The following is a 26,018-nucleotide window of genomic DNA, read 5'->3' as shown; positions in this document are numbered from 1 at the left end:
TTTTTACATACTCCTAATTGAGAGTCTATCTCAATTATAACAAAAAGAGAAGAGGAACTGCTGCGGAGTCTATCAACCACATTTCATATATAAATTGACCAGCTGAAAATTAACTGGACCTTTTCACTACGAAACCGCTATCTCATTACCTAGTATTATTGTAATTTCCCCCTCTATTTTACTAGCATTTGGATTGAAATGTTCACAATCTACCTCTCTCTTTTGTCTAGATTTTCATACCATTATCTGGGATAATAAGGGTTAACTCACAGAGAAGATTAGGAGGATGATTCATGACTGATAAGCGACTTATAACCCCGGAGGATTTGTACCGGATGCACTGGGTAAATGACCCCGTTGTCTCTCCCGCAAGCGGAGCTATAGCATACGTACATAAATCCGTCAGCGAAAAGTTCGACGGCTACCGCTCCCACATCCGTCTGCTGCCTACAGTTGGAACCCAGGACATTCCCTTCACATCCGGCGAAGCCGATGCTGCACCTGCTTGGTCCCCCGACGGGTCAGAGCTCGCCTTCCTGCGTAAAAAAGGCGACAAGCCACAGATATGGATCATGCCTGCCAACGGAGGGGAAGCCCGCCCGGTTACCGACATGAAGCATGGTGTCAGTGCATTTAAATGGTCACCGGACAGCACGCGCCTTCTGATTCGAAGTGAGGCGGAAGCAGCGGAGTCTACCGAAAGCGAAGACCAAGGCAAAGACGATAAAAATAAGCTGCCCGAAGAAAAGATCATTAACCGCATTAAATATAAAGCCGATGGCGGCGGATTGTGGAATGGACGTAGAAATCATCTATATATCGTGAATCCGGCAACGGAGGAATGCAAGCAAATAACTGATGGCGATTATGACGTATATGCCTTCGCCTGGTCGCCGGATGGCGGCCACATCGCATACAGCAACAGTCTAGCCACGGAGCAGTTCCCGGATCCCGATCTGCGTTTGACCAACGATGTATTCGTGATGGACCTCACGGACAAATCCGTAACCGAAATAACGGACGGAACGCTGTCGATCGGGTCCATTGTTTTCACTCCGGATGGGCAGTATGTTCTTATGCTCGCCAGCGATCTCAGCTGCGGGTTTGCCACGCTGACCAAGATTCATCTCGTTCCGCTCTCCGGTGGAGAATCCCGTGTCCTCTTTACGGACATGGATGTTCAGCTAGGGCACGCCGCTGTAAGTGATATGAGATCCGGTGCAGGAACGCCTCCTCTGTTCAGCAAGGACGGTCAATCGGTATACCTCCAGCTTAGCCAGGACGGCGGTGTGCATATCGGACGCTTTGCTCTGGACGGCTCATCTTTTGACCTGGTGGTATCGGGTGAACGCGAGGTATATCAATTTGCTTTAACTCCTGAGGATACAATCATTTTTGCCGCTGCTGACCTGCTCCAGCCCGGCGATCTGTTCAGCTACTCTGCAGCCGAGGACAAAGAACGCCGCCTGACCCACTGCAATGAAGAGCTCTGGAATGAGATTACGTTAAGCACGCCGGAGTCCTTTACGTTCCATACCTCCGACGGCTGGCCGATTCAAGGCTGGATCATGAAGCCTGCAGGCTTTACCGAAGGCTCCAAAGTTCCGGCCGTGCTTGAGATTCACGGTGGACCTCAAGCCATGTACGCTCACACGTTCATGCACGAATTCCAGCTGCTTGCTGCAGCCGGTTATGCTGTATTCTATACAAACCCCCGGGGCGGGCACGGGTACGGTCAGGTACACGTTAATACTGTCAGAGGAGATTACGGCGGACGTGACTATCAGGACCTGATGGAAGCTGTGGATTATGTTCTCGATACCTACACATATATTGATGCCTCCCGTCTTGGTGTCACCGGCGGCAGCTACGGCGGCTTCATGACCAACTGGATCGTGGGTCATACCGACCGCTTCCAAGCGGCAGTAACCCAGCGTTCAATATCGAACTGGATTTCCTTCTACGGGGTCAGCGATATCGGTTATTCATTCACGCAGGATCAGATTTGGGGCAATCCGTGGGATGATCTGGAGAAGCTGTGGAAGCATTCACCTCTCGCTTACGTGAAGGACATGAAAACCCCGCTCCTCATCCTTCATGGAGAACAGGATCTCCGCTGCCCGATCGAGCAGGGCGAACAGCTGTTCATCGCCTTGAAGCGGCTCGGGCGGGAAACCCAGCTGATCCGCTTCCCGGGAGCGGACCACAACTTGTCCCGTAGCGGCCACCCGCATCTGCGGGTAAAACGCTTGAGCCATATTGTCCGCTGGTTCGAAGAACATATCGAAAAATAGAACAAAGCCAAAAACCATCCCCGTGTGAGTCGCGCCACATCGGGGATGGTTTTTTTATGGCTGTTCGGCTGGGCGAAGGAGCGCGGCTGATCTGTAGAGCCTGCGGGCGCGGCGGTTCGCGCTCATACTTTACACTCACACCCCGACGGAAAGTGAAATACTTCCCACGCTCCCCCTCTCGTTCACCATCCCGACATCAAACAGATCTATACACCGTCTCACCTGCAACTACGGTCTCCCGAACAGACATATTCGTCCCGTCCGCATAGCAATCGAACAGTGTCAGGTTCGCCGGACGACCAATGTCCAGCTCGCCTAATTGCGGCACATTCAACACCATTGCCGGGCGGCTTGTGACCGCGCTTATCGCTTCCGCCAGCGTCATGTCCGTATAGCGAATCGCATTCGCAATACCGACGTCCAGGGAAGAAGCGGAACCGGCCAGTATCGCCGGATTCTCTACCATATGCAGGCGGCCGTCTACCGTCAGTTCCACTGCGCCTCCGATGAGGCTGCTGTACTGTCCGGGGGCCATGCCGCCGAACATGACGGCATCGCTAACGAGCACTGCTTTCTCCCGTTTAGCCCGCAGCATGGCTTTCAGCACGGACGGTGCCAGATGGTGTGTATCCGGGATAAAGGTTGCCCATAACCGGTCATCAGCCAGCTGATGCCAGATATAGTTGGGGTGCCGCGGCAGAATCGGCTGTGAGCCGTTCCCCAGATGGGTCGACACCGTCGCCCCTGCCTGCACAGCTTGCTCGATCTGCTCCCCGGTAGCCATCGTATGCCCGATCGCTGCCACAACGCCTGATTTAACCAGTTTCTCAATAAAAGGAACCGCCCCCTCACGCTCCGGCGCAAGTGTTACCATCCGAATTAGCCCGTCCGCCGCATCCTGGAGCCGCTGAAACTCATCCCAATCCGGATTTCGGACGTACTCTCTCGGATGCGCCCCACGACTACCGTCTTCACCGGATAGATAAGGTCCCTCCATATGAATGCCTGCAATTGAGGCACTTCCCAAATGCCTGGATTGGACATATTGGGATAAAGCGGTGAATGCCTGACGCATCCGGTCGTAACTGCCTGTAATGACGGTTGGCAAATAGGAAGCAACGCCCCGGCGATGCAGCGCCAGCGTCACGCCTTCGATATCACTCCTCGATGTCACGGTGCCGTTCAAATCGCAGCCGCCAAAACCATTGACCTGCAAATCGATCCAGCCGCAGCTGATCCAGGGCAGCTCCACTGATGTCTCATGCTGACCCAACGGCCGCACATCCGCGATTCGTCCATCTAAAGCCTCTATTTCTACCAGTGCCCCGGTGTGCGGGAGCTTACCTCGCCACAACATAGGCGTCCCCCTAACTGTTCTATACTTGTTCTTCGCATAAATGAACTCGATATCTGTGCAAGTTCATTAAATTACACAATTACCCTCACAGGTTTGTTCATATGACGCTTTCCCAGGCAGCGGAAGCGGTGATCATGGCTTCATCGACATGCTCCTCCGCTCCAGACAGAGAACAGATGAGCATAACTTTCGGTTCACCCGCTTTGCGCGCTCTTTTCATGCTGCCGAGCACACCGGATGGTTTACACACTCGTATAACGGAATCAGCAGCTCTGCACGCATTACACCAGCATCCCTAATCTGAATAATTAAGCCCACTGATAAATCGGCGCTGCCGATGCTTTATCCAGATACAGCATCCAGCTTGGATGGGTCTTCAATATCGTGGCGGGCACCTGGTTATCTACTCCGCCTTGAATGGTATTCAGAATAGCAGCCGCCTTTGCCTGATGAGGCACAACCGATACGATATGGCGGCTCTTCAAAATCTGTTTGACCGTCATCGTAATCGCTTGCTGAGGCACTTTCTCATTCGATGCAAACCAGCCCTCCCTAACCTGCTGGTTCTTGCACGTATCGCTCAGGTTCACGATTGTATAAGGCGACTCGTTATCAAAATCAGCCGGCGGATCATTAAAGGCAATATGCGCATTTTCTCCGATTCCAATCAAGGCCAGATCCACAGGCGCTTTCACAATTTCCTCATTCAACCGCTTCACCATGTCCTCAGGATCGCCTTCGCCGTTAATCAGCCATGCCTTGCCGACATTCGCGTAGGCCAGAAAGCGTTCCTTCAAATATTTACGGAAGCTCGCGGGGTGAGATTCCGGCAGTGCGATATATTCATCCAAATGGAACATCTCGATCTTATTCCATTCCATATCCAGCTTCACAAAATGCGACAAAAACTCAAACTGTGACGCGCCTGTTGACAGGACGATGCGCGCACTTCCTTTTTCCGCGATCGTATCGCGAAGAATGGCCTCGCAAGCGCGGGCTGCCTCTAAACCTGCTTGCTCCGCATGCTCCAATATGTTCAACTGCATAATGATAATTCCTCCTTGTTGTACAGAAATTCAAGCCAGAGCGCCGCTATGCAAAAATTCCTCCAGCCTCACCATGCGCTTCTCTACTCGGGAACGCTCGGCGGCAAACGCCATCAGGTGGCTCTGTATCGACGCCTTGGCCGAAGTGGAGCTGTCATGCTGGCCCTGGGACCCCACCGACTTCACAAAATCCTGGATCAAGCGCATATCCCCGCCGCCATGGCCTACATGGCCTTCCGGATCGACGAGTTGAATCACTTCCGACTTGCCGCTGCCAAAGCGGCGGATCTCGATTTCATTGGTCTCCATCGTGGCTCGAATCTCGCCTTCGGTACCCATAAGCTTGATCGTGCGGTTGCATTTTTCCGTGAATGCACTCATCGTGAACACGGCCGTAATGTCATGCTCGAACTCCATGCTGACCACCTGATGGTCCACGACATCGTTATCGCAATGATAGACGCACCGGCCAAAAGGCCCCTCCAGCATCGCTTGGTAACGGGCCTCATAACTTGGATCGTTGCTTGCCGCCTCGCCCTTCCAGCCTGCGTTCTCGATCAGATAGGTGTTCGGCGCATAATACTGGCATTCATGAGACACCGGACATCCGTCCAGGCAGCGCTTCGGCGCGCCGGGCGGAGCGGATTCCGGGCGAAAATGAGACAGATGGCCATAGGATGCCACACTCAGGCATTGGCCTCCGGCCAGCCATTGCATGATGTCGAGATCATGACAGGATTTCGCCAGAATCATCGGGCTGGAGGACTCGGTGTTATTGAAATATCCACGCACGTACGAGTGCGCCTGATGCCAGTAGCCGACGTTCTCATTATGCTGGATCGACATCAAACGGCCGATCCGTCCTTCATCGAGCAGCCGCTTAACCTCCTGGAAAAAGGGGGCGTACCGAAGAACATGGCAGATCGTTAGCGTACGGTCATAGGCTTCCGCCTGCCGGCCCATATCGATGCATTCCTGCCATTCCGGCGACATCGGCTTCTCCACTAGCACATGGTATCCCGCCGCCAGCGCCTTCATGGTCGGCTCATAATGATCCCGATCCCTTGTGCAGATAAAGACGGCATCCGATTGCCGCGGCCTTGCAAACAGCTCATCCCAGCTCGTAAAGCATCGCTCATCGGCCAGCCCGAACTTGGCCTGGCAGCGGCTTCGCCGCACCTCATCCGGATCGGCAACCGCCACAATCCGCATCTCATCCGGCCGCTGGAGTGCATAACTGCTATAGATCATGCCCCGGAGTCCGGCTCCGATCAGTGTGACGGTCAGTGGTTTTGATTTACTCATGTCCTTCCACTTCCTTTCTCTCTCGTTGCCCGCGGTCATCGCCCTGCGGTTCGTTTAGCTCGGGAAGATCAAGCACCTTCAACATGCCGGGAAACACAACGCTCATCGCTCCCTCTTCCTCAAGCTGCCGTGCACTGGCCAACTTCGAGATGCTGCTCAAAGAGTCAACGGCCTTAACCTGTCCAATCCCCGGATCGATCACAGCCGCAAGCTGCACGTAAAGCCCTTCCCGTCCCACGGCATAGAACGGGATGACTCCTCCCTGCCATTCATCAAAGTGCGAGACGGCTTCTACACATCGAAGTACATCGAACGTGCGCAGTGCGGCAAGGCTATCCCCGAGCCAGATCAGATCATCGGCCAGCTTATGCAGCACCCCGAAATAGGAATGTGCAGGCTTTCCGTATATCGGATAAGGCTCATGGGGACCGACCCCGGACGTATTCAGCACCAGTACAGCGCAGCCGGATCGACACGTCTCCTGAATCCATTCCCAGTGCTCCTTCAATCGGCGGGTCCCTCCCCGCCAAACAGCAACGGTCAACGGCTGTTTTCGCCCGACTGCACCCCCGGCAAGTCGGAATACATAACCGCTGTTCATGATGCCTTCCTGCGACCACCACAGACGGTAATCGGCCTCAAGACCCTCCACCACGCCTAGCCGGATCACGCGCGGATTCAATTCGCAAGGCTTGCGGAAAGCGTAGATCCTCTCCTGCAGCCACTTCCTTGCTTGATCCTGTCTTTGCTGCGTGGGCAGCAAGGACCGCGCCTGGGCCAGTCGATCGCAGCGATCCTCATTGAAATTCCTGATCGATCTTGCATCCGCATAATCCCGGTACACCTGACCGCTGGAGCAGCACCACAGATTTTCCGACGGCAATGCCTCTATCTTCATTTCATAAGCTGCATTCACCCTCACCTGAAGATGCTGAACAAAAAATGCTGCCGCGGCCTCTGCCAATCGGTCCGTATAGCGATGCGTGGAGGCATCGGTCACAAGCTGCACATGGTCTGGGTGACCCAGCAGCTCCCAGAAACGCCGGCTGCGATCAACGGTACGCCGCGTACCTTCAATCGGGAAGAAATCATATTCCACCGCCAGCACAAGCAGCGGCTTCGGCGCAAAAGCGATGAGCAGATCCTCATGGTCATAACCAAGTCTGGTTAATCCCGGCCATACCTGCTCGGCATCCTGCACGCCCCCGGCATGCATATACAGCTGCCGGTTCATGATGAAGGTGGCGGGAGCTGCCGCCGCAATGCGTTCATCGCAGACCATCATCATGGCCGTCTGGGTTCCGCCGCCGGAGTTTCCCGTTACGCCAATCCTTGCCTCATCCACCTCAGGCCGCTCGCACAAATAATCCACGGCCCGCATGGCATCATGAACGAAATAGCGTGCAATGCTGTCTCCGAGCCAGTGACACTGAAACCCGCATTGCTGATGCTCTTGCGTGCCCCAAATGCGGCTCCCTTCCTTCTCCTCCGAGTTACAGAAGCTAAGGCGCTCTCCCTGTCCTATCGGATCGATAGCCATCACAATCAGGCCCGCCCGGACAAATTGCTGGATGACACGCTGATAATAAGCGTTGTGCTTGCCTTCGAACTCGTGACCGCTCAGGAAGAGGACGGCCGCGGACCGCTCCTCCCGATGATCGGGCAGGTACAGATTCGAGGTGACATAATATCCCGGACTGGACTCAAACACGACTTTCTCTACCTGAAAGCCAGCCCCACGAGTCACACCGGTCGTGCGCCCCTTAAGGAAGGGATCCGATCTGACACCTGACGCTTCACCGAACCCCCTCGCCTTCCGGATCGAACGTCCCTTAAGCGGAGCGCTGTCAAGCGATTTATCCTCCCCGGTTGTCGGCCCTTCCTCCGTTTCCGGATTCGCAGAGACATCGGGAAGCCCGCCGATGGACCTCAGGAAAGCCTCCCTGATCTCCACCTGTCGCACTCTTGCCGCCTCGGGCGTGACGATGGCATCCCGTATGGCGTCCCCGGCTGCAAATGCAGCATCGGAGCGGTCAAATACATGCGTCTTCAACTGATCCCGCGTGTCATATAAAGTACAGATATACTGCTCCAGTTCCTGCACGCTGTTCATCTCAACGAGCTCCCATTAACGAAATTCGGTGATATATCCGGGAGCGTAAGGGCCCTGCCTTCGGCAATGGAGCGGTTGGCCGTAGCGCCGATCAGAAGGGATTCCGCGCCTACCGAGCTATCCGCTTGCTGCCCTAGCGGGTCGTCAATTCCCCCTTCAAACAGCGCCTTGCGCAGCTTCGCATCACCGCCACCATGACCGGCGGCCGAGGTATTAACCTCTACAACCTCCTCGGAGCCATCGGTTCGGTAAATATGAATCCTGCTTGCTTCCCCTTGCTTCATATCCGCATTACTGTATATATTTGAGACTTCAATTCGCCCTTTACTGCCGTTGATTGCGGCGCGCCATCCCTCATACGGGCTGTATGCGACCAGGGAATAGGTGAGCATCGCATCATTGTCATACCGGACGTTGACCGACATCGTATCGTAAATATCGATCCGGCTGTCGAACAGGCAGCGGTCCCGAATATATCCGTCCTCTTCTTCAGCCTGATGATAGTATTGTTCAATGAACGGGTCCTTCTCGATATCCATATAGAACTCGCAATCGGCTTTCCGGTGACAGGTCAGGCACCTTGCTCCATGCTCCTGCCGATCGTCACCATACACCCGTCTCGTTCCGAAAGCATGCACTTCAGCGGGACGGCTGTCCATCCACCAGTTCATGATGTCAAAGTGATGCGTGGACTTGTGCACCAGCAGTCCGCCGCTGTTCTTCATCTCGGCATGCCATCTGCGGAAGTAATCCGCTCCATGTCTTCGGTCCAGAAACCACTCCAGATCCATGTGGTAGATCTCGCCGATCGCCCCTTGAAGCAGCAGTTCCTTCACGGCTGCAAAATATGGCGCAAACCGCAGGTTGAAGGTGACCGTCACCTTCTTGCCGCTCGCCTGCTCCGCTTGCAGAATTTCACGGCATTTGTCTTCATCAATCGTCATCGGCTTCTCGCTGATGACATCACACCCGGCGCTCAAAGCTTGCACGATATAAGTGTGGTGCGTATAATCCGTACTCGCCACGATGACCACATCCGGCTTCGCAGCCGCGATCATCCCGTGGAAATCGTCATATACGGGAATTCCTCCGCACTCCTCGCTAAGAAAGCGCGCCCGCAGCGGATTGGCATCATATACGCCTTCAAAGGCCGCGATGTGACTCCAGTCCGTTACCATCGGCTTAGCAAACATATACAGCGCTCTGGATCCAGCGCCGACCAGCACGTACTTCTTCATGTCGTAAGTTCCTCCTTCAGCCCTTCAGCCCTGTCGAAGCGATACCCTGAACAAATTGCTTCTGCGCGAACAGATAAACCAAGACAACAGGCAGTGTCGTAATGACGGCCCCTGCCATCAGCAGCGCTTGGTTGACATTCTCCGATTTCAGGTAGAGCAAGCCGAGCGGCAGTGTATATAATTCCTTGTCTTGCAAGTAAATCAAGGGTCCCAGCGTGTTGTTCCACGCGCCCATGAAGGTGAATACCCCCAGCGCAGCCAGTGCCGGCTTGCACAGCGGCAGATAGATTTTGAAGAATATGCCCGGAGGGCTGCAGCCATCAATCGTAGCCGATTCATACAGCTCTTTAGGCAAGGACTTGATGAACTGATGCATCAGGAAAATACCGAACGCCCCGCCCAGAAAGCTGGGCACAATCAAAGGGTAATACGAGTTCAATGCGCCAAATTCTTTCCAGATGAAATAGGTTGGAATCATCGTCACTTGAGACGGTATCATCAAGGTTGCCAGCATGATCATATAGATGAGACCCCGCAGACGGAAGGTGAACATCGCAAGCCCAAAGGCCACAAATGCGCTGGAGACCAAGGAACCTACCATCTCGATCGAAACGATGAAAAAACTGTTCATGGTGTAACGACCGAAGTCGATTTTGTTCCATATCGTCATATAGTTATCCCAATTCATCGGATTCGGGATTAACTGCGGCGGCATCTGCGAAATGGCGCCTACCGTTTTCAGCGACGTAGACAACATCCATATGAATGGGAACACCATAAACACCGAACCAACGATCAGCAGCAGGTACATAAGCACCTTAAGTAAGGGGTGAGTGGTCTTAGTCATAGTGCACCCACTTCTTCTCGAAATACTTCTGGAACAGGGTGAAGACTAGAATGATGACAAACAGCAGCCACGCCGTGGCGGATGCAGGGCCCATTTTGAAGAGCAGGAACGCATCCCGGTACACCAGCAGATTCGGAACCATATTCCGTTCCGGGATCCCCGTGGTGATGGACCCGAACAAACCGAGGAACACATCAAATGCCTGAAACGCCGATATGGTCGACAAAATCATCACGAGATACACCATCGGCGTTACCATCGGGAACACAACCTTCGTCAGCTGCTTCCAGCCATTGGCGCCGTCGATTTGCGAGGCTTCCAGCACCTCCTTCGGAACATTTTGCATGCCTGCCAGAATCATGATCATGGATTGTCCTACACCCTTCCAGACCTGAACGATTGCGATGCTGGAGATCACCATCAGCCAATTACTGCTATCAATCCATTTCACAGGGTCGAGCCCCATGGATTCCAGTGCCCAGTTGATGACACCGTATTGGTAGTTGAACATCCATACCCATACCACGCCACCGGCGATCCACGGGGTTACGACGGGCAGGAAGTAGAACAGGCGGAACAATCCCTTGGCCCGAATGGCCTGATTCAGCATAAAGGCGATCACAAACGCCATGATTGTCTGAATCGGTACGAAAATGAGCGCAAACACAAATACATTTCGGATGGACACCCAGAACTCATGTTTGTTCAAGACGCGAACCCAGTTGTCCAGCCCGATCCATCTTGGCGCGTTAAACAAATCCCACTCCGTGAAGGAAATATACGTGGAGAACACAATCGGAAATAAGAGGAATACCACGACGTTAACGACAAATGGCAATGTGAATATATAGCCCCAGTATCCTTGTTTCTGCATGACACACCTACCTTTCGATAGCGGGAAAGAGGTGCAATCCGCTACTTCGTCAAGACTGCACCCGCTCTGATCCCATGAAGCTATTTACTGGAGTCCAGCACTTCCTGAACCTTGGTATGAATATCTTTCGCGCCGTCCTCAACTGAAACATTGCCTACCATGATTTCATTGACCACCTGCTGCACCAGAATGCGCCATTCGCTCCAGGTAGCATTTTCATCCAAGGTAACGCCGCCTTCATCAATGCCGTCCGTGAAAGCTGCCTTGTTCAGCGGTTTCGTTGTACTGTCCTTCAATTGATCCAACGCTGACTTCTTCACAGGCAATGTGGAACCCGTCTTGACGATCATGTCCTGTACTTCGTCGCTGAGGTAATATTTCAGGAACTCCCAGGCAGCACCCTTGGATTCCTGCTTCGCTCTGGAGGAGACAAGCCAGGTGTTGGCTACCATCGGAACATAACGCTTGCCGTCAACGCCTTTCGGAATTTTGACAACATCCCAGTTCGTATCCGCAAAGCTCTCGTTCATATTCACCTGCAAACTGTATTGGAGGAAATACATCGCCGCCTTGCCGCTTGCAAATACTTCGAGCTCGCCGCCGTTCGCTTTCAGAAAGTCGATGTCCGCAAAATATCCCTGGTCCAGCCCATCGTACAACTGCTGCAGCCCGGTTGCAGTCTTGGGGTCGTCAAACCGCGATTTCGTCAAGGTATCATCCAGTGCGGATCCGCCTGCCTGCTTGATCCAAGGGAACCATCCGTTGGTTATGGAGAACGATCCGATAAATCCGAATTGACTCGTTCTGTCTCCTTCCTTGACCGTCAGTGCCTTGGAGGCTTCGATCAGATCGTTATAGGTCCAGTCATCCGTCGGCACCGCGACGCCAGCTTTCTCGAAAACATCCTGGTTATACGCGAGTGCAATCGGATTAATGCCATGAGGCACACCCCAGACCTTGCCGTCGGGTGCCTTGGCCGAGAACAAACCGTCGATATATTCGTCTGCCTTCAGATCCGCTTCAATGTAGGAGGATAGATCCTCTGCTACACCGCGCTGTCCGTAGCTAAGTATGGTAGCGTTCTCTTGGAACCAGACATCCGGCATCGTGTTGCCTGCGATTTGTGTGGCGATCTTGGATGTGAAGTCCCCCCACGGCGCTTCTTGAATTTCAACGTTAATGTGCGGATGGGAGGTTATAAATCCATCGATAATTTCCTTGCTCGTCACCTCGTAGCTTCCAGGCAGCCCAATCTTCAGGGTCACTTTCTCTTTATTGTCTGTTGATTGATCAGGTGATGCCTCCCCATCGGTTGACCCGCCGGATGAGGAGCATGCGCTGAAAATCATCATAAACGCCAGCATCAGGGAGATCGCACTAAACTTCTTCGACATTGAAAACCCTCCTTTTTTTGTTTAAAAATAGGATTGCGTGTTTTCTGCTCCAGCTCATTCCAAATGTTTTAAAATTTATAGTAATCGATTTCTGTACCGAGTATAACATGGAAGCCCTTTCTTGAATAGAGTTTTCTATTATCTAAATAATGATTTTTATTTCACAAGTCCGAGGTCAGGCTTTGTATAAGGTATTACGAGGTTTATTAGGCATAGTTTTCCACATGTTGTTACTGAATGGGATCAAGTCATTATTCAGTAATCGATATCTTTTTAACGCAAAAAATAAAGCCCGAGCAATACCTGCTCAGGCTTTATTCCGCTGCATCATTTCCCCTCGCCCCGGATATCCCGGATCGACTTTCTCTCCAGCAGCTTAGGTTGAAGCATCACGTCAAACATCGGGCTGTCATCGCCCTGCATCATATCCAGCAGCATTTTGCAGGCCATCTTCCCCATCTCATAATCTGGCTGCTTAATCGTCGTGAGCGGCGGATGAATCATCTGTCCCACGTCGATGCCGTCAAACCCCATAACCGAAACCTGCTCCGGCACCTGAATATCGCGCTGGGACAGCTCGTTGATCACACCGAAGGCCATCATGTCATTGCATGCAAAAATCGCCGTCGGCTGCGGCGAGTGCTCCAGCAATTTCTGCGTCAGCTGCTTGCCGGTATCGAATTCGGTGATGGCATTGTACACTTCCTCAGTCTGAGACTCGACCACCAGCGGCTTCAAACCCGCGTCCTTCATGGCCGACATGTAACCCTGGTGAATGCTTCGGCGGCTAGGACGATCCAGCTTGGAAGTAACATAACCAATGCGTTCATGCCCCTTCTCCTGCAGATGCTTGGTCGCCAGGTAGCCTGCTTTATGGTAGTCGAACTCAATCTGATTGACGTTGTCCTCATCGATCTTCTGGTCAATTGCGATGACATTCAAGCCAAGCTTCATCAATTGTGTCAGTTGACTCTTGTCCTTGGAAATCGAGGAGATAATCAAGCCCTTGACCTGTTTCTCCATGATCGTCCTTAAATATTCATCCTCCAGCGCAGGATCTTGCAAGGAATTGCACACGATAACGGTAAAGTTATTCTGCCGGGCTACCTCTTCGATCCCGAAAATGACGGAAGAATAAAACGGATTCACAATAGAAGGAATGATGACTCCGATCGTATTGCTGCTATTCTTCTTCAGCTGTTTACCCAGCATATTCGGGATATAATTGGATTCCTTCGCGATTTGCTGGATACGCTCCTTAAGCTCCTTGCTGACAGGATAGCTGCTGTTGCTCAACACGCGTGAAACCGTCGCCGAAGAAACGTTTGCCATCTTGGCTATATCATGTATCGTGGTCGGCTTCTTCATAGTATCCCTCACTTGTAGTAATCGTTTACTATAGTAAAGTATACAAATAGCTGACATAGAAAGCAATAGAAGCTGGAGGACTTTCGTTTGCCCATCAACTTACTCAGTCAAGCGGCAGCAGACTGATAAATTGAAATGGCGGTACAAGGATTACCCTGAGCACCGCCATTTCTCTATTTAACATTTTTCGGCAACTACTGCTTATCAAGTCCCTCTTTCAGAGCATCCCACATCGGACTGTCGATCTCTATTCGAGGCGGCTGCTCTCCCTTTTCAATTGCCTCCCAGTACTTCCAATTCGGCTTTTTATCTCCCATCTCGTAATCCATCCCGTCCCAAGTGTCTTCTCTGAATGCGTAGAACGCCCAATGCCAGCCATATTCGTTAAATATGGATATCAAATCGGCTAGATATTGATCTGCTCCGGTTACCATCCGGTTAATCCCGAACTCCTCGGCAATAATCCGATTGGCAGGAACGTTATGTTCAGCCGCCCATTTGGCAACGGGCTCCAGAAATTGTTTTAAAGTTTCTTTGTTGAATTCCTTTTCTGTTTGCTGTTCTCCAACCTTCACTTTTCCCGGATATTCAATTGCAAGGCCCTTTTTCTTGTTCTGACTTGTCAGTTCATAAGGCTCATACATATGGAAAGCGTATAACACGTTATCATCCTGCACCGGCTTCAAATATTGGAATGCCCACGGCGTGGCATATAGGCCCGAGTTTAAAATAATGGGTGTGTCGGAATCCACCGTTCGAATGGCCTTGACGATAGTATCGTACAGCTTGTTCAAGTCTGCGGCTGTGCCCTCAACCCCCTTATACCATTCGGCATAATCCTCAGTCCAGAAATCGTGAAAGCCCGTCGCCGTTTCGGGATGCGGCTCGTTGATCAGATTGTAACCAATCACCGCCGGGTGATCCTTCAATCGGCTTGCAAGATCTCTCCAGAAAAGTGCTGCTTGTTCATGATAAGCTTCATCTTCCCATATCCGATCATCGTTCTTCTTGTTATTAAACTGCCTCCAGCGGTCTCCCGGGAGACTGAGGACAGTCAGCACTACTTTGGAGCCGCGAGCTTCAGCCGCATCCAGATCGCCCTTTAATTTAGCAAAATCCTCCTCCACCAAACCTTCATATTGATCTGCATTCCCAATAAGGAAGTCACGGTCCGGCTTCAAGTCCGGCTGGTCATTAAACAGAAAATCACGGTCCTTGGCCCATTTGTCCGGGGCAAGCCGAATAAACTCGATATAACGTTCCTTGGCGGCTTCGTAATTCTCCGGCAGCGATTCGGAGTTCATAAAGTTTGTCCCTTTGCGCTGCTGGTTCCAAAATGTAATTTTGCCCTTGGGCTCCTCTTGTATTTGCCCAGATCCATTCTCCCCATTTACCGGGGGCTTGGTGTTAGGAGCGGGTTCACCGCATCCGGCTACGAGCATTACAATGGATGCCAGGAGGAGCAGCCCGGAGGCTCTCCAGCGCCTCTTCACCCGGTGCCTTACCGCACTTTGGGAACTAACGCGTTGCGAAATACCTCCTGCGTTTCTTTTTTTGAATTGTATTTTCATATCATCACCTCAGAACCTACTCTAACCCCGGTTTGTTACACGAATGTGACAATCCATCATGCCCATTGGTCTTACTGCTGTCTGCATGCACAAAAAAAGACCGCCAGGGTATCCCTGGCGGCAAAATATATGGTGGAGGAAGGAACTTCATCGTTCAGTAGGAATAAGGAGCAGCTAAAAAATGACTGAGATTACACTTCAGGCGTTCCGTAAGTTGCAAACCAGCCTTTGATGGTATTGAAATCATCTGTAAAGGACAGGGAGAGCTGCAGCAGCACACGCGCTTGTTGAGGACTCAGGTTGTCACCTGAAATGATGCCTTCCCCGCCGCCGTATACGCTACCGGAGCCTGTCCGGGTCGTTGTTACGAAAACCACCCCCTTCTCGATCGCTTCTTTACGGGCCGCACTCATCTCTCTCGAGATACCGCCTGCGCCGGTACCGGAAGTGACGATGCCTTTTGCTCCGTCGGCAACAAAGCCTTTAATCGCGCCGCCGCCAGCTTCCTGATAGGAAACCGCAATCTCAACCTTCGCCAAATCCGCTTTCGTGATTTTGCTCAGGTCAAATACCGGCTTCCCTTCTCCCTCTGCCTTCATTGCACGAAGCGGGGCACGATATATCCGTATATTCTCATCGTCGATATATCCGACTGCGCCGAGCATCGGCGTTTCGAAAGTGTCGGTGCGGTAGTCATTGGTTTTGGTTACGCCGCGCGCCAGATGGATCGTATCATTCAGCATGAGCACGGTACCGAAGGATTCTGTGCGGCCGCTTCCGGCAAGCTTGATGGCATTGTACAGGTTCGCTTGGGCATCGGAACCGATAACCGTCCAAGGTCTCATGGAGCCTGTAATCACCACAGGCTTATCGCTTTGCACGGTCAGATCAAGGAAGTACGCAATCTCTTCCATCGTATCTGTTCCCGTTGTGACAACAACGCTGTCATACACCTTCAGGGCTTGGTCGACGGTCTGGGATAGATCATACAAGTCCGCCATCGTATAGGCGCTGGATCCGGAGTTGCCGAACTGGAGAGTGCTGATATCCGCAATCTTGTCCGTGTTCGGGAGTTCACCCACCATGTCTTCAATCTTCAGCGTACCCGCCCGGTAAGATTGGAAGCTGGTGGCATCTGTCGATTGGCCTGCCAATGTCCCGCCTGTCGCAACTACCAGAACATTAGGTTTCGCCGACTGCTTGGCAGCTTGCGATAATGGAGGAACCGTCGTATTTCTTCCAGGCGCCGCAGGGGTCTGTGCAGGGGCTGGCGTACTAACCGTTCCCTTGACTTCCGTCACCGCAGCAGCGTGCGCCGCATAACTTCCGATCGGGGATAAGGAAATAACAAAAGCAGTTATTGCAGCGGTACTCCAGACGGCTATGGGACGTTTTGACTTTGGTTTCATCATTGCACTCTCCTTTGATGTTTATGTCATATTAACTGACTCAATAATATGTATTCGTTAGCGTTATTCTATTTAATGTTAGTTAATATAACAAAATTGACATGTAATAGAAAAAGCGTTTACAAATAGAGATATGAAACGATATTCTTATATTTTTAGCCATTTTCAACAAATTGAAAATATTAAATCCCAAGATTCGGGAGGGCTTCTATTTATATATAAACCTTATCAATGTGTTATATAACATTACATATAAGGCGATGTATTTATCATTGAATAAAAAAAGGATAGCCCACACCATCCGGTTGGACTATCCTTTTGCAACTCACTCTTTATCCATGTTAATCCGACAACATCGCAGGTTTGCTTCATTCAGCGAATACGCTTCGGCCTCAATCTGCCAAAGGCGGTTTCATTGCTGCATCCTCCCATAACAAGGGCTGACACTGACGCTATCAACATCATTCTAATTTTATTCATAATCCTTACTCTTTATCGTCCTTTGTATTTGTATTCGAGGTAATATGGAACTCTTCCATCATGTTCCGGAAACGTACGCCGAAGCCTTCCGAGGCCTCCAGGAAATACTGCTGCTTCACAACAAAGCTGCCGCCCTGCCCGTTATCAAAAACATAATACCGCACTACCGGATCGTCCCACTCTTTACCGCCGGTTCCGCCAATGGCACGCACTTCCCAGCCTTGAACCGGTTCCTCGACCAGATTCGACTCTACCTTCGGATAGTCTTGCAGCTCACCCTGGATTCGCTCCGCTGCAGCTTTAGGGTCGATGCCCTCCTGCGAGATTTCCATGAACACTTCCGGATAGCGGCCATCCGTCGGCTTCTCCTTCAATTCAATGCGGTCAACGTCCGCTCCATGAACCATCTTAAACCGGCTCTCATCTATATAAATCACGTAATCCGCACCCTCATGCAAGGAATCCACACTCGTTTCCGGCATCCCTTCAAGCTCCTGCTCCACCGTTTTCTCTGGAGCAAACCATTCCTTCACCTGATCGATAAAAGCCTGGACAGGCACCGTCTGAAAACTGACGGCAAACACGATCGCTGCTGCGGCTGCGGTTCCCACGATCCAGCCGGCAGCTCTTCGCCGAGGCCGGCGCCTTACCTTCGACTCGCGCGGAGTGAATGGCGCTTCGGATTCGGCCTTTTGCGGCGCAGGCTCACTATGAATACGCTCTTTAATCGACGTCCATATCTCATCTTTATATTGCATCGCATCATCCGTACCCTTCTCTAAGCTGTCTTTAAGCTGTTTATCCAATGGATCACGTCCCATGCTGATTCCCTCCCCTTTTTTGCAGCATCCATTCCTTTAACTTCTTTCTTGCTCTGAACAATCTGGATTTCACCGTGTTGACGTTCAGCTCCATCATGTCGGCAATATCCTTCTCGGCAAAATCATTCAAATATTTCAGAATCACCGGGATCCGATGCTCGTCATCAAGCCGCTGTACCATCTCGTATACCTCACCATGCCGGTCGAAATCGTAGGTGTCGGTTTCCGAAGGAAGATCCCGCTCCTCCGAAATCTCGGAGGGCACCATCCTCGAATGTTTCTTCAAATACCGGTTGCACTCGTTGTAGAGAATCCGGTTGAACCACGGATCGAAGGGCCTGCTCAAATCATAGGACCCCAGATTGCGGTAAACCCGGATAAAGGTTTCCTGGACCACATCGGCAGCGCTTGCCGCACTTCCGGTTACCGCCGTTGCCGTGCGAATCGCCCGATCCGCATATAACCGGTATAGCTCTTCAAAACCTTCATCGCTGTATTCTGTTTTTAGTCGTTGTATAAGGTCATGTACCAAACCGTGTTTCCCTCCTTCCACTTGGCCAATCACTTATAATACCCTGCCATGCCGGAGAAAAGTTTTCGATATTTATTTTTTTAGTATCTCACAAAAAAAGAATACCTCGATGCCGCACGGCCGAAGTATCCTTTATCAATATTATACCCTGAAATTACACCTGTGCCGGTATCGGCTCGATTGGGGTCGTGTGATGGTTCATCGGCTCTGCCTGCTGCTCTGCCTTGCGCAGGTACTTCTGATTGCGCCAGCGGAAGTAAGACAGCGCACCTCTCAGATATTCGTCAGCGATCATGCACGAATAGATACCGATCAGTCCCCAGCCCATATGAACGCCGAGCACGTAGGACAGCACCGTGGCGACCAGCCACATCGAACCAAGGGAAATATACATCGTGAACCTCGTATCGCCCACAGCATTGAGTGAGTTGCCTAGTGCCATGTTGAGCATTTTGCCCGGCTGAAGAATCAGGTTCATGCCCAGCAGAGAGGCCCCGATTGCGATGATGGTCTGATCATTGGTAAACATGCCAAGCAGCTGCTTGCCGAATACAAACAAGATAAAGCCGTTAACAACAACATAAATCGTGCCAAAGCCCAGCGCGCGGTAGGCGCTTCGGTAGGCCTCCTTCGTACGTCCTGCCCCGAACAGATGGGCAATTTGAATTTGGGCGGCCATCGCGATGGACGAGCCAAGCAGGAAGCAGAAGGATTCGAGTGTATTCATATACGTGCGGGCAGCGAGCTCCGCAGCGCCAAGCGTAGCAATGAAGGTGTAAATGATGAGCTGCGAGAACACCCAGCAGGACATATTCACCCCGAGCGGCCAGCCAATTTTTAATACCTCGCCAAACAGCGGACGGTCAAACACTCGGAATTCTCTCCACTTGACCCGGTATTCAAACGAACGCAGGAATATATAGAGCAGCAGCAGAACAGCGAGCAGACGGCTGACCACCGTCGAAATTGCCACACCGGTTAGCCCCCACTGCGGGAAGCCAAAGGCCCCGAAAATAAAGCCGTAGTTCATAATCACGTGGATAATGTTCATGCCAATGGCTACGTACATGGGGGCTCGGGTGTTCCCGGTATTGCGAATGACGGTGCTCATCGTCGCCATCATGGCAATCAGCACCATGCCGCCCCCAACAATCGAGATATAGGTGCCGGCAAGTGGAAGCAGGTTCTCCGGCAATTGAAGCACAGCGGCAATCTGCTCCGGCACAGCAAATAAGATCACGCTGCATACGATGCCGATTAAGGTAGTCACACTTAGTGCCATAATCGCGATCGTTCGGGCATCCCCTGATTTGCTGGAGCCGATTTTTTGCGCAATGAGGATACCGGCACCGCTGGCAACTGTCATAAACAGCGTTGTCATCGCCTGAAAGAGCTGATTGGAGAAGCCTACCACCGCAACCGCGTCATCAGATATACGGCTAACCATCAATGTATCGACTGCTCCAAGCAGAAACTGCAGGAACAGCTCAATAAATATAGGCCACGCAAGGACCCATAGTGTAAATTTGCTTGTGTTTTTATCCAACATTCCAACCTCCACCCATGATGTAAGGGTTAAACACAATTCATGATAAAACGGTCTTTAACCTTCTCAAATTATAGATGGTATACTGGAGTTATAATATCATTTTCCGAACGAAAAATATAAAAATTCAAACCTCGAGGATCACGAAAGGGCTTTCCTATGACCATCCTGAATTTCACCGTTCCGCCGCTTCCGGAATATATCAATAGCGGTCTCACCCGGGCTCCCATCCATGGTGGACATCCCAACCGCAAGAACATCGGCATTTTCGATCTGCTCGTTGTCATAAAGGGTCGGCTTGATGTTACAGAGAATGGCAATCCCTATGAGATCAAACCGGGCATGTATCTCATCCTGCGGCCCGATACGCATCATTTTGGTACAAACGGATGTACCGAAGAGACCGATTATTACTGGCTCCATTTCCAGACCTCCGGGGACTGGCATGCCGACGAGACCGTCCAGGCGCCAAGAAAAGAGGAGGTGCCGGAGCTGAAAGCGATGGCGCCGAACTATTTTACCGTCAAAATCCCCCAGTTCGGCACCCTGCCTCAACCGGAGAAAGCCATGGAGCTGCTGGCAACCATGTCCTCGCTGGTTCAGTACGGCCATCAGGCCAAATTTTTATGGCGGCAGCAGGTGGTTTTTCAAGAGCTCATTGAACAGCTGGCCGCCTCACTCGATACGCCGGTATCCTCGCCTTCGTCCGCTTGCGCCGAACGGGCCGCAGCTTATTTGCGGAAGCATTATCGTGAGGAATTCAAGGTGCAGGAGCTTGGTGACCGCATCAACTTTCACCCTGTGTATATTGCGCGCTGCATGCAGAAGGAATTCGGCTGCTCGCCTGTTGAATATTTGCAGCGCTACCGGATCGAGCAAGCCAAGATGCTGCTGATGCAGACGGATTTCAATATCAGTCGTATCGCAGAGGAGGTCGGATTCAACCATGCGGCCTACTTTACCTCCTGCTTCACGAAGCAGGAAGGCATATCTCCGCGGAAATATAGACAGCGGTTCTTTATGAATTAAAATCATTTTCGACAAATTCGAGAAAGTGACTTGCATCCCGTGCGGGAAGTCTTTATAATGAGAATTAGCCACATGATAATGATTATCATTACCGGACAAGTGAGAATGTGTTGAGAATCTATGCAACACTTGAGGTTACACCTGTTTCGCTTGGAGAGTCTATAGATAAAAGGAGAGCCGATTGACTTATGAAAACGACTTCCCGCCGCTGTTCTCTGCAAATGGATGACTATCTGGACCTGCTGAATCTCGCCATCCAGCTCGGAGACGTGAAATGGCAGAAAGAAATCACCCGCAAAATGGAAATGACGCTGTCCATGCTGGAAACAGCCGCCCAGTAAATATAGAAGACACAAGGATTACATAATCCTGTATATAGGAAAGACACCCATCGACTAAGTTCCAGGCATGAACCAGGAACCCCGGTAAGGTGTCTTTTTTTGCTATGTATGAATGCCTTCTACTTGACCGAATAACCATGAAGATCTTGCCCCAAACGTTTGTTAAGCGCTACCAATCCGTCGTAATTGGATATATTCAGCGTCACCTCGGCACCCTCCTGCGACTCTGGTAGATAGTATACCTCGCTCATAAGGGAGAGCAGCGCTTCCGAATCCCGCATGATGAGAGCGTACTTATCCTCGTCAGCTTCCAGGAAACGACCGTTCTCTGCGTAGCTGTCCCGAATGCTATCCGACAAGGTCAGCATCTTCTCCGCAATCGGGTTTAACAATGAAGAATGGACAGCCTTATCCGCCGTCCTGGAATATGCTTCAATCGCCGCAAGCTTCAATCGAACCTCCGCCAGGCGCGCTTCATGAAGCGGCATCGACTTCAACTCCAGGATGTCGGTATAGTGGCTCCATATTTGAGCAAGAGACGTCCCCAATACGCTTTCCAGGGTCATTCTCGCCCCCTGCTCCATCCTCTTCTGATGCTCAAGCACAACAACGGTACATACAACAATTAAGGCTACAATCCATACCCAGACCCATTTGGCCGATTTCGACATGACACACCTCCAACTCTATTTATTTTACCATAAAAAGGATAAACCAAGAGGTTGGATATCTCCTCTCACTTAAAAAATCCCGCCATTTTCCAAGCGCAGAAAACGGCAGGATGATAAGGGATGCACAGGAAATGGCAGCCAGGCTATCCCTGCTGCAGCCCGGCATCCGTCTGAACCTTAATCCGGAATTCATGCGGCGAGATCCCTTCAAGCTCCTTGAACACACGTGAGAATTGCTTGATGTTCTCGAACCCGACGGCTTTGCCTATGTCTGTAAGCTTCAGTGTCCCATCCTGGATTAGATCTTTGGCCTTGGCAATTCGCAGCTTCTTGAGAAAGACCACAAAGTTCTCGCCCGTATGAGCCTTGAACGCTTCACTGAAATAGGAATAATTCAAAGAAACATGATTGCTGACCATCGCCATATTAAGCGGTCTATGGAAATTCTCCTCCATGTAACTCTACAGCCGACTTTGATCTCGGAATGCTCGCTGTGGGCGGAGCGGATGCCCTTGATGTATTCATTCACGTTAAGCAGCAGATGCTCCAGATTTCTGAAATACGCGTGAAAATGACGGTAATTGTCCATCGTGCCTACCTTGCGGTACAGCTTCAATACCTCCACCATAGACTCCCCGTAAATTCGAAACACTTCATCCAGTACCTGTTCATTAATCCGCTTGCTGACCTGCTCCAAATAATCAATGGCTACATGCGGCATATCCTCGATATGAAAAATATCCAGCAGCAGCGCCTTGATCTCACGCTCGCGTTCTGTACCCAGCATATTGCCCAGCTTGCGGATATCCTCCTCCGGCACCGGATAGGTATGCAGCGCTCCCTGAATATCGTCATGACTCATCAACTTAACGTTAGGATGTATGAACGTATAATTCATCGCGGTCAGGGCTTGCTTGTAGCAAGCCCGGATATCTTCCACCCGGAAACCCTCGCAGCTGATCCCTACGAAGAGCCCGTCCATCTCTCGCTCGGTAAACTGCCGTGCAAGCTCCTCGAATAAACCGTCCGGGCTCCCGATCAGCACAACCTTTCCTGTGCCGTCCAGGAAGCAAGCACTGATTCGCCCTTCGACAGAAGCCATTATATGATCAATCAGTTGCTTGAGCTCATTCTTGTTCATGGCATTGCCGTCTTCATACTTATACTTCATCACTGCAAGTCGGAACGGCTTCATAAACGTATCAAAGCCGATCTCTTTCGCCGCAGCTTCCATATCCTTGAGGGAACCTTCCGGCTGCTCTAACAACTCCTTCAGGCGATGGGCCTGCAGCTGCTGAAAATACACCTCGCTGGCCGCCATTCGTTTATGCACATCCGCCTGCCAGAGCAACGCTTCTTCCGTCTTTCTCAGCGCGGCGAACAGTTCATCCCGGCGGATCGGCTTAAGCAAATACTCCTTCACCTGATACCGGATCGCTGCCTTCGCATATTCAAAATCATCATAACCACTTAAGATTAGCACGATGGGCTTAACCCCCAGTGTGCTCTCCAGCTCAGTAAATGCCTCAATCAGGCGAATCCCGTCCATGACCGGCATCCGGATGTCTGTAATTACGATATCGGCCGGCTGCTCATGAAAGGAATCCAGCGCTTCCTGTCCCTGTGCAGCTATCCGGATATCGTATTGATCCGGGAACTCCCGTTCAATCATCATTTTCAGTCCATGCCGGATATTCTTCTCATCGTCTACGATCATCAGACTTCTCATGTCCACTGCCTCCTCCTGTTAAAAGAACCTTAGGGAACGTCATGGTCACCTGCGTGAATATTCCTTCTTCGCTCTTCACTTCGAGTCCATAATCGTTTCCGTAGAACAACCGGATTCGCTGGTGCACATTCCGAAGTCCGATTCCTCCAGCCTGTGCCCCTCCCCTTCCGTAGTCCCCGGATGGAAGGTCTTCATTGTCAACCGTGCGCAGACTCTCACCCAGCCTGCCCAGTCGATACGGCTCAATACCGATCCCGTTATCCGTTACGTTAATCGTAATTCGGTCCTCTTCCCATGCAATCACGTTGATCTTAACCCGTTTCTCCTGATCCAGCGCCTCTGGCCAGGCATGCTTGACGGCATTCTCCACAATCGGCTGCAGTGACATCTTGAGCACCTCAAGCTCCATAAATTCAGACGGTATGTTAAGCTCAAGCCATATCGGTTCATCAAAACGGATATTCATCACATCAATATAATTGCGGATATGACGGATCTCATCCCTCAGCTTCACGTACTCTCCCGACCACTTAAAGTTGTAGCGCATCATCCCGCCGAGCGAGGTCAGCGCGTCCGAGATCGTCCGCTGCCCTTCAATTTCCGCCAGCATCTTAATATTCTCAAGTGTATTGTACAGAAAGTGGGAGTCAATCTGACTATGCAGCGTCCGAAGCTCTGCCTCCTTGGTCACCGCTTGCTTCCTTACCCCTTGGGCAATCAGTTCGTTAATGGTTCGGATTAATTTGTTAAAATGATGCGCCAGCTCTCCAACCTCGCCGCCGCCCTGTATGGTCAGGCCCGCAGTGACTTCCCCTTTGCGGACTCTTTTCATTGCCTCCGTTAAACGCCTCAAACTCTTCAGGATGATGGAATTCATGTAGTACGTAATGATCGACAGCAGAATGATCAGCAGGATATTGGCTGCTATAATCTGCCCCTGGGCTTTGGATACGTTATTCAGAGCCCCTTCCAGCGACACGACATTCAGCACGTAAGCATGAAGCCGCTCCACCGGCGTTGCAATCAGCAAGAACGAGGAACCATTCACGCTGAATTGCGCATGCACCGTTTTTTCCAGATCATCGGCCTGCTGCCTCAGGTTAGCGAATTGGACCTCGACCTCTTCCCGCAAGCCCTCATGGCCGGTCATGAACGATTGGCTTCTGTCCATGAACAGCTGTCCCTCCTGATCTACGATCATCATCTGTGAGCTTTCATCCAGGATACCGGCAAAGGTCTTCGGAGCAAAGTACTTGAGCAGCATGTCAACCTGGACCACTCCGCTGTAACTCCCGAGATGGACCTGACGGATCAAGGATACCTTCGGCAATTCCTCGGACACATCCGCTGCGTAACGCTGTAAAATATCAGGGTCACGGTGGTTGAACACCCATAGTTCCCCACCGTTTAATTCCTTGATTTTAGAAAACCAGGGCTCACCGACAATCCGGTTCTCCTGAAATATAATAGGCCACATCTCCGTAACGTTCGGATTATCCGTAAATAAACGAAGGTGGGTAATGTTAGGGTTGTTCGTCTGAATTCGCTGCATGTCCTTAAATGGCCCCCAAGCCAACTCAATCAGCCATGCCGGTTCGGGTTCTTCACTCAACCGCAGATACTCCTTGATTCCATCATCCGAAATCGACAGCTGTGCAGCCATTTCGATCGCCTCAATCTGGTTAAGCATGTTCATCTTCTCGATCTCCAGCAGGAATGAGTTCTGGTTCAGCGCATCGCTAATATAGGTCTCCCGAATCTGCTTGAAAAAATAGTTCGATACGATGATGCTCGGAATGAGCAGAATCAATATATAGGCCGCAACCAGACGGCTCTGCATGGACCTGCGGCCAAACCAATAAGTAAACGATTGAATAAGCGATGCCATTCGTTTCACCATGACTGTCACATCCCGTTTTATGTAATGAACATACCCTAATCCAGAATGGACAAGGACAACAGCATCAGCCGATCGGATACAAACCCTATATTATCTCGTGATGCGACAAAAGGCACCCTATTTCGACAAAATCGAGGATAGGGTACCTAAAGC

At 51.3% G+C, this 26,018-nt stretch carries 22 protein-coding genes; 3 read left to right on the top strand and 19 right to left on the bottom strand.

All coding sequences use genetic code 11. The features are described from left to right. Positions 1–293 precede the first annotated feature (293 nt). A complete protein-coding gene (locus PVOR_RS04600) occupies positions 294–2,294 on the top strand; it encodes an alpha/beta hydrolase family protein (protein WP_006207921.1) in 2,001 nt (666 codons plus the stop codon). Between the two features lie 196 nt (positions 2,295–2,490). Here the strand turns inward: PVOR_RS04600 and PVOR_RS04595 are convergent, their stop codons facing one another. From PVOR_RS04595 to PVOR_RS04530, 15 genes are all read right to left on the bottom strand, one after another. Beyond that, positions 2,491–3,651 (bottom strand): N-acetylglucosamine-6-phosphate deacetylase, encoded by a 1,161-nt coding sequence (locus PVOR_RS04595; RefSeq protein WP_040680195.1) that lies wholly within the window; start codon positions 3,649–3,651, stop codon positions 2,491–2,493. 97 nt (positions 3,652–3,748) lie between these two features. After that, positions 3,749–3,901, bottom strand: a complete 153-nt coding sequence (locus tag PVOR_RS30540; protein WP_155984656.1) for a hypothetical protein — start codon at positions 3,899–3,901, stop codon at positions 3,749–3,751. Positions 3,902–3,959: 58 nt separating this feature from the next. Further along, positions 3,960–4,697 carry a glucosamine-6-phosphate deaminase gene (locus PVOR_RS04590; RefSeq protein WP_006207918.1) on the bottom strand — a complete coding sequence of 246 codons (738 nt, stop codon included), beginning with the start codon at positions 4,695–4,697 and terminating at the stop codon, positions 3,960–3,962. Between the two features lie 30 nt (positions 4,698–4,727). Continuing rightward, entirely contained in the window at positions 4,728–6,002 is a 1,275-nt protein-coding gene (locus PVOR_RS04585) for a Gfo/Idh/MocA family protein (protein ID WP_006207917.1), read from the bottom strand. Next, positions 5,995–8,115, bottom strand: a complete 2,121-nt coding sequence (locus PVOR_RS04580) for an alpha/beta hydrolase family protein (protein WP_006207916.1) — start codon at positions 8,113–8,115, stop codon at positions 5,995–5,997. The genes PVOR_RS04585 and PVOR_RS04580 overlap by 8 nt, the downstream gene beginning before the upstream one ends. Further along, positions 8,112–9,353, bottom strand: a complete 1,242-nt coding sequence (locus tag PVOR_RS04575) for a Gfo/Idh/MocA family protein (protein WP_006207915.1) — start codon at positions 9,351–9,353, stop codon at positions 8,112–8,114. The genes PVOR_RS04580 and PVOR_RS04575 overlap by 4 nt, the downstream gene beginning before the upstream one ends. A 16-nt stretch (positions 9,354–9,369) precedes the next feature. Further along, positions 9,370–10,200, bottom strand: a complete 831-nt coding sequence (locus tag PVOR_RS04570; RefSeq protein ID WP_006207914.1) for a carbohydrate ABC transporter permease — start codon at positions 10,198–10,200, stop codon at positions 9,370–9,372. Continuing rightward, positions 10,193–11,074 (bottom strand): carbohydrate ABC transporter permease, encoded by an 882-nt coding sequence (locus PVOR_RS04565; protein WP_006207913.1) that lies wholly within the window; start codon positions 11,072–11,074, stop codon positions 10,193–10,195. Before PVOR_RS04565 ends, PVOR_RS04570 begins: the two co-directional genes overlap by 8 nt. 80 nt (positions 11,075–11,154) lie before the next feature. Next, positions 11,155–12,468 carry an ABC transporter substrate-binding protein gene (locus PVOR_RS04560; protein WP_006207912.1) on the bottom strand — a complete coding sequence of 438 codons (1,314 nt, stop codon included), beginning with the start codon at positions 12,466–12,468 and terminating at the stop codon, positions 11,155–11,157. A gap of 327 nt (positions 12,469–12,795) precedes the next feature. Further along, positions 12,796–13,836, bottom strand: a complete 1,041-nt coding sequence (locus PVOR_RS04555; protein ID WP_006207911.1) for a LacI family DNA-binding transcriptional regulator — start codon at positions 13,834–13,836, stop codon at positions 12,796–12,798. 194 nt (positions 13,837–14,030) lie between these two features. Next, a complete protein-coding gene (locus PVOR_RS04550) occupies positions 14,031–15,407 on the bottom strand; it encodes a glycoside hydrolase family 5 protein (protein ID WP_006207910.1) in 1,377 nt (458 codons plus the stop codon). Positions 15,408–15,598: 191 nt separating this feature from the next. Beyond that, on the bottom strand, positions 15,599–16,819 hold the full coding sequence (locus PVOR_RS04545; protein ID WP_040680193.1) for an asparaginase: 1,221 nt from the start codon (positions 16,817–16,819) through the stop codon (positions 15,599–15,601). 482 nt (positions 16,820–17,301) lie between these two features. Further along, on the bottom strand, positions 17,302–18,117 hold the full coding sequence (locus PVOR_RS04540; RefSeq protein ID WP_006207908.1) for a hypothetical protein: 816 nt from the start codon (positions 18,115–18,117) through the stop codon (positions 17,302–17,304). Next, a complete protein-coding gene (locus PVOR_RS04535) occupies positions 18,107–18,649 on the bottom strand; it encodes an RNA polymerase sigma factor (RefSeq protein ID WP_006207907.1) in 543 nt (180 codons plus the stop codon). The genes PVOR_RS04540 and PVOR_RS04535 overlap by 11 nt, the downstream gene beginning before the upstream one ends. Positions 18,650–18,803: 154 nt before the next feature. After that, positions 18,804–20,198 carry an MATE family efflux transporter gene (locus PVOR_RS04530; RefSeq protein WP_006207906.1) on the bottom strand — a complete coding sequence of 465 codons (1,395 nt, stop codon included), beginning with the start codon at positions 20,196–20,198 and terminating at the stop codon, positions 18,804–18,806. A gap of 156 nt (positions 20,199–20,354) precedes the next feature. Between PVOR_RS04530 and PVOR_RS04525 the strand changes: the two genes are divergently transcribed. Together PVOR_RS04525 and PVOR_RS30935 are read left to right on the top strand one after the other, a co-directional pair. Then, positions 20,355–21,224, top strand: coding sequence for an AraC family transcriptional regulator (locus tag PVOR_RS04525; RefSeq protein WP_006207905.1), 870 nt, complete (start codon positions 20,355–20,357; stop codon positions 21,222–21,224). A 188-nt stretch (positions 21,225–21,412) separates the two neighbouring features. Further along, on the top strand, positions 21,413–21,565 hold the full coding sequence (locus tag PVOR_RS30935; RefSeq protein ID WP_006207904.1) for a hypothetical protein: 153 nt from the start codon (positions 21,413–21,415) through the stop codon (positions 21,563–21,565). Positions 21,566–21,684: 119 nt separating this feature from the next. On the opposite strand, the gene PVOR_RS04520 is transcribed toward PVOR_RS30935, so the two are convergent. From PVOR_RS04520 to PVOR_RS04510, 4 genes are all read right to left on the bottom strand, one after another. After that, a complete protein-coding gene (locus tag PVOR_RS04520) occupies positions 21,685–22,236 on the bottom strand; it encodes a hypothetical protein (protein ID WP_006207903.1) in 552 nt (183 codons plus the stop codon). 143 nt (positions 22,237–22,379) lie between these two features. Continuing rightward, positions 22,380–22,661 carry a helix-turn-helix transcriptional regulator gene (locus tag PVOR_RS31355; RefSeq protein ID WP_234972776.1) on the bottom strand — a complete coding sequence of 94 codons (282 nt, stop codon included), beginning with the start codon at positions 22,659–22,661 and terminating at the stop codon, positions 22,380–22,382. Beyond that, a complete protein-coding gene (locus PVOR_RS04515) occupies positions 22,631–23,965 on the bottom strand; it encodes a response regulator (protein ID WP_234972775.1) in 1,335 nt (444 codons plus the stop codon). The genes PVOR_RS31355 and PVOR_RS04515 overlap by 31 nt, the downstream gene beginning before the upstream one ends. Beyond that, positions 23,937–25,865 carry a cache domain-containing sensor histidine kinase gene (locus PVOR_RS04510; protein WP_006207901.1) on the bottom strand — a complete coding sequence of 643 codons (1,929 nt, stop codon included), beginning with the start codon at positions 25,863–25,865 and terminating at the stop codon, positions 23,937–23,939. The genes PVOR_RS04515 and PVOR_RS04510 overlap by 29 nt, the downstream gene beginning before the upstream one ends. Between the last annotated feature and the right edge of the window lie 153 nt (positions 25,866–26,018).

The sequence above is a fragment of the Paenibacillus vortex V453 genome (assembly GCF_000193415.1).
Lineage (GTDB): Bacteria > Bacillota > Bacilli > Paenibacillales > Paenibacillaceae > Paenibacillus_AQ > Paenibacillus_AQ glucanolyticus.
The sequence above is the reverse complement of the archived record's forward strand: the minus strand, read 5'-3'. Positions and strand labels throughout refer to the sequence as shown.

Bases quoted from the DNA above. Each gene is read 5' to 3' on its own strand.
- PVOR_RS04600 (WP_006207921.1), top strand. From the start codon at position 294: ATGACTGATAAGCGACTTATAACCCCGGAGGATTTGTACCGGATGCAC.
- PVOR_RS04595 (WP_040680195.1), bottom strand. From the start codon at position 3,651: ATGTTGTGGCGAGGTAAGCTCCCGCACACCGGGGCACTGGTAGAAATA.
- PVOR_RS04590 (WP_006207918.1), bottom strand. From the start codon at position 4,697: ATGCAGTTGAACATATTGGAGCATGCGGAGCAAGCAGGTTTAGAGGCA.
- PVOR_RS04585 (WP_006207917.1), bottom strand. From the start codon at position 6,002: ATGAGTAAATCAAAACCACTGACCGTCACACTGATCGGAGCCGGACTC.
- PVOR_RS04580 (WP_006207916.1), bottom strand. From the start codon at position 8,115: ATGAACAGCGTGCAGGAACTGGAGCAGTATATCTGTACTTTATATGAC.
- PVOR_RS04575 (WP_006207915.1), bottom strand. From the start codon at position 9,353: ATGAAGAAGTACGTGCTGGTCGGCGCTGGATCCAGAGCGCTGTATATG.
- PVOR_RS04570 (WP_006207914.1), bottom strand. From the start codon at position 10,200: ATGACTAAGACCACTCACCCCTTACTTAAGGTGCTTATGTACCTGCTG.
- PVOR_RS04565 (WP_006207913.1), bottom strand. From the start codon at position 11,074: ATGCAGAAACAAGGATACTGGGGCTATATATTCACATTGCCATTTGTC.
- PVOR_RS04560 (WP_006207912.1), bottom strand. From the start codon at position 12,468: ATGTCGAAGAAGTTTAGTGCGATCTCCCTGATGCTGGCGTTTATGATG.
- PVOR_RS04555 (WP_006207911.1), bottom strand. From the start codon at position 13,836: ATGAAGAAGCCGACCACGATACATGATATAGCCAAGATGGCAAACGTT.
- PVOR_RS04550 (WP_006207910.1), bottom strand. From the start codon at position 15,407: ATGAAAATACAATTCAAAAAAAGAAACGCAGGAGGTATTTCGCAACGC.
- PVOR_RS04545 (WP_040680193.1), bottom strand. From the start codon at position 16,819: ATGATGAAACCAAAGTCAAAACGTCCCATAGCCGTCTGGAGTACCGCT.
- PVOR_RS04540 (WP_006207908.1), bottom strand. From the start codon at position 18,117: ATGGGACGTGATCCATTGGATAAACAGCTTAAAGACAGCTTAGAGAAG.
- PVOR_RS04530 (WP_006207906.1), bottom strand. From the start codon at position 20,198: ATGTTGGATAAAAACACAAGCAAATTTACACTATGGGTCCTTGCGTGG.
- PVOR_RS04525 (WP_006207905.1), top strand. From the start codon at position 20,355: ATGACCATCCTGAATTTCACCGTTCCGCCGCTTCCGGAATATATCAAT.
- PVOR_RS30935 (WP_006207904.1), top strand. From the start codon at position 21,413: ATGAAAACGACTTCCCGCCGCTGTTCTCTGCAAATGGATGACTATCTG.
- PVOR_RS04520 (WP_006207903.1), bottom strand. From the start codon at position 22,236: ATGTCGAAATCGGCCAAATGGGTCTGGGTATGGATTGTAGCCTTAATT.
- PVOR_RS31355 (WP_234972776.1), bottom strand. From the start codon at position 22,661: ATGGCGATGGTCAGCAATCATGTTTCTTTGAATTATTCCTATTTCAGT.
- PVOR_RS04515 (WP_234972775.1), bottom strand. From the start codon at position 23,965: ATGAGAAGTCTGATGATCGTAGACGATGAGAAGAATATCCGGCATGGA.
- PVOR_RS04510 (WP_006207901.1), bottom strand. From the start codon at position 25,865: ATGGTGAAACGAATGGCATCGCTTATTCAATCGTTTACTTATTGGTTT.